This is a genomic window from Atopobacter phocae ATCC BAA-285, from assembly GCF_000526675.1.
Classification (GTDB): domain Bacteria; phylum Bacillota; class Bacilli; order Lactobacillales; family Aerococcaceae; genus Atopobacter; species Atopobacter phocae.
Genome location: NZ_JAGN01000067.1, coordinates 1 through 3,853, shown reverse-complemented (window position 1 = coordinate 3,853; position 3,853 = coordinate 1). Strand labels below are relative to the sequence as shown.

Here is a 3,853-nt window from a genome sequence, read left to right as displayed (position 1 = left end):
CATTAGCTGAATAACGTTTATTTTTACGCATGAAAAACTCCCCCTAAAATAGTTTTACTTTTTCAAGTGTCTACTTTAGGGGGAGCATATCAAAGTCTCTCGTCTATTTAATGATTTAGTTGTAACGTGCTTCAACCGCGTCCCAGTTAATCACATCGAAGAATGCTTTCACGTAGTCTGGACGAACGTTACGATATTTTAAGTAGTAAGCATGTTCCCATACGTCAATACCTAATAGTGGGTGGTAACCTAATTCTAATGGTGTATCTTGGTTAGCTGTTGAAATAACGTTTAATTCGCCGTCTTTTTCAACTAACCATGCCCAACCTGATCCAAAGCGTGTGGCTGCTGCGCTAGCAAATGTTGCTTTAAATTCATCAAAGCTACCAAATGCTGAATCAATTGCACCTTTTAAGTTGCCTGAAGGTTGATTATCCGCTTGAGGTGCGCGCAATAATTCCCAGAACAATGTATGGTTATAGTGACCGCCACCGTTGTTACGAATCGCACCTTGTACATCAGCTGGTAAAGCGCTAATGTCAGTTAGCAATTCTTCTAATGAACGTTCTTGTAATTCAGGGTGTTTCTCAATTGCTGCGTTTAAGTTATTCACGTATGCTGCATGATGTTTGTCATGGTGAATATGCATCGTTTCTTGATCAAAGTTTGGTTCCAACGCATCGTACGCGTATGGTAATGGTGGTAATTTAAAAGTCATTTAAAATCTCTCCCTTTTATGAATGTATGTATCATTACACTAAGAATAGCAAATATTCGCTTTAATTGGAAATTATTTGCCTTATATATAAAAGCTTTTACTAATTAATCAAAAAGGAAATGACTTCTTGTAAAAAGACAAAATGCGTAAACCATTAAATGATCAAAAATGAAACGGACCATCTATTCGTGCCATTGATGATGTGTTTTAGCTATAAATAATTTAGGGTAGCCGAGAACGAGTAAAGCAGCAACAAAGCTGACATAGATTGCTGTCATAATAAAACTAATCCCATTAACAGATAGGGAGTATAGAAAAGGACTCATACCATCGGGAGCATAACTTCCCCAGAAATAATATCCAGCAACAAAGTGGAAGAAATATTTAGCAAATGACGCTACTATCCCTGCTATTACAAAGTAGATAGCTGCATTTTTGCGATCGTTTTGACTTAAATAGTGATGAATAACGCCTGCAAATAGTCCGGCTAATCCAACGACTAAAAAGGCGAAAACATACTCGATAACAAATTGAATCGGGCTTAAAATATACACTTTAAAGAGAACGTGTAGTAAACCCCATAAAAAACCTGATGTTAATCCCGCCACTGTTCCGCGTCTAACGGCTAATACAGCAACAGGTAAAGTCCCTAAACTCACTTGATACCAACCGATATCTGTTGGTATGAGAGATAGCACCATAGCGAGCGCCGCAACGATGGTCACCTCAGTTAATGTACGAATATTCATTGACATAAAAAAAGCCTCCTTGTTTTTTTAAATACAAAGAGACCCATAGTTTGGATACATTACAATCCCTACGCTTGTACTAACAAACAGGTTCGAAGGGTCCACTTAACGTGTCTCAGCAAATTGCGCCCCTTTGTAAATAAAAATATATAGTTGTTAAAAACAGAATATCAGTAATAATAAGCTTTTGCAAGTGTTTGGATTGTAAAGCAAGCAAAATTGGTTATATTTTTCGTTTTCAATTAGTAAAACAGATATTTCTATTGCGAAAGCCCTTTATTTCAATTAAAATATAGGATACACGCAAATATGAATGGGGAACGTGAGGAGGAAATGGAAATGGAACATAGTACATTAATTAACGAGATGAAGTTAACGTTAGTCCAAGCAGCACGCGATGTTTTAGCTCGCGCTTATGCACCGTATTCTAAATTTCCAGTTGGAGCAGCTTTATTGATGAAAGATGGCTCGATTATTACAGGAGTGAATGTGGAGAACGCTTCATTTGGTGTGACGAACTGTGCTGAACGTACGGCTATTTTTACAGCAGTAACACAAGGATACGAAAAAGGGGATATATTAGCAGTTGCTGTAGCAGGTAAGACACGGAACTTCCTGCCACCATGTAGTGTTTGTCGCCAAGTGATGGTTGAATTTTGCGGGCCAGAAACACCTGTTTTTCTAACACGTGAAGATGGTGAAATTCTAGAAGAAAATATTGATCGTCTTGTTCCATACGCCTTTGTTGATTTAAATATGTAGAAAAAACTGCCTGCTTGATCTGTTATAACAGATGAGCAGGCAGTTTTTTTGTTATAAATATAAAATGTAAAAACTAGCCATGGTCACAAATAAGTGGATAAACCAACCAATTAAGATGACATATAAATGATCAATCGCTGAATCATTCATTGTTTTGTATATCGCACCGGTAAACGTCGTAAAGTAAGTTGCTAATGTCATTAGTAGTAAGAAAATAATTAAACTACTTAAAAAAACAGGCGCAATCAACGCTAAGACGAAGGCTGTTAATGAAATGAGTAAAGCAATTGTATTGGTTCCTTCGAATTGTGTGACCCAATAGTGAAAGGCGTGCTTCCGCTTTAAAAAGATGCGTTTGAGGAAATAAGAGAGCACGATTAATCCAAAATAGAATAAGGTAAAGAACACAATCGATTTAACCCAAAGCCAGATTGGGTCAGGATTTGCATCGAAAGCAGGTAAAATGCTGATATTAGCAAAGAAATTGTATTGCGAAATAAAACCGGTTACTAAACGTGTAAAAGCGCTAGCGCTAAATAACACCGTCAAAACTAACGTAATATAACCATGATAAGTGTTCTCCGTTCGACGGGTACGACGCTTAAAACTTGGTTCGAGTAAGTAATTTTTTAAATAAACAAAATAGTCACTAAATTTTGACCATGTTGCTTGTAATCCGTGATTAGATTGATAATGACGGGATTCTTTAATAAAGCGCTTAGGCTGGTTATCTTGATAATGTGGTGGTTCAATTCGCTCATTTTCAGTGGGACGACTGATGGACTCGCCTTGTTCAAACAATTCAATTAGTTCATCGACTTCTTCTTGTGGAATAGTTTCTTCAGCAGTGTCGATAGCTTCAACCGAAGTAACTTCTTCAGTTGTAGGCTGTTCAGTGAACAACGTATCTTGTTCTTCTAAAGCGGGTTGAGTCAAGTCAGCTTGACAGTGCGGACAAACAGTAGCAGTTTCGGGTATCGGTTGATTACAATATGGGCATTTAGTCATGATCAATCTCCTTCTTAATGTCATTCATACTATAGTCAAAATAGTGTTAAATATCAAGATGATTTAAGCTATTTTAAAATTATCTCTTATTATTTTTTAGACAAAAAAAGAGAGGATTCATAGAATCACTCTCATTAATGGTGTGGCACTTATAAAATAAGTGATAGCATTCCGTTCACAGCAGAATACTACAAGTAGCCGCGTTCCGGCAGTTGTCATTTAAGACACTACTCCACTTGAATTGTTCTAAGATATACTTAGAACTCCTCGACTCATCGCATAAATAGAATTATATCATAGACCCTTTGGATAAGCAATGGTGTTTACAATATATAAGGAAGAAAGATGTTAAAAAGCTTCATTGCAGGAAAAGAGAAATAAAATTGAATGTTTTTAAAAAACACCATTTATATAGAAGGAAGGTGTAAAAATAAATAAAAAATGTAAAAGTACTTGCTAATATTTTGTATCAATGGTATACTAACATAGTAATCAATATTGAGACGTAACAAGAGAAACATAAACATTCCTCTGGTATTACAATCAACGTTTATTGCAACAAATCGTGTCCTAGAGACACAACAGGAGGAATTATATATGAATAACGGTACAGTGA

Annotated in this window: 4 protein-coding genes and 1 riboswitch; of the genes, 1 reads left to right on the top strand and 3 read right to left on the bottom strand. The window is 36.2% G+C overall.

Features of this window, described 5'->3' with window-relative positions; genetic code table 11:
* Nucleotides 1-115: 115 nt before the first annotated feature.
* Entirely contained in the window at nucleotides 116-718 is a 603-nt protein-coding gene (locus L866_RS0108040) for a superoxide dismutase (RefSeq protein ID WP_025730853.1), read from the bottom strand.
* Nucleotides 719-900: 182 nt separating this feature from the next.
* A complete protein-coding gene (gene thiT / locus L866_RS0108035; protein ID WP_025730851.1) occupies nucleotides 901-1,473 on the bottom strand; it encodes an energy-coupled thiamine transporter ThiT in 573 nt (190 codons plus the stop codon).
* Nucleotides 1,474-1,515: 42 nt separating this feature from the next.
* Nucleotides 1,516-1,610, bottom strand: a riboswitch (TPP riboswitch).
* Nucleotides 1,611-1,776: 166 nt separating this feature from the next.
* Here thiT and L866_RS0108030 point away from each other — a divergent pair.
* Entirely contained in the window at nucleotides 1,777-2,229 is a 453-nt protein-coding gene (locus L866_RS0108030) for a cytidine deaminase (RefSeq protein WP_084030329.1), read from the top strand.
* Nucleotides 2,230-2,280: 51 nt separating this feature from the next.
* Here the strand turns inward: L866_RS0108030 and L866_RS0108025 are convergent, their stop codons facing one another.
* Nucleotides 2,281-3,237 (bottom strand): zinc ribbon domain-containing protein, encoded by a 957-nt coding sequence (locus L866_RS0108025; RefSeq protein ID WP_025730847.1) that lies wholly within the window; start codon nucleotides 3,235-3,237, stop codon nucleotides 2,281-2,283.
* Between the last annotated feature and the right edge of the window lie 616 nt (nucleotides 3,238-3,853).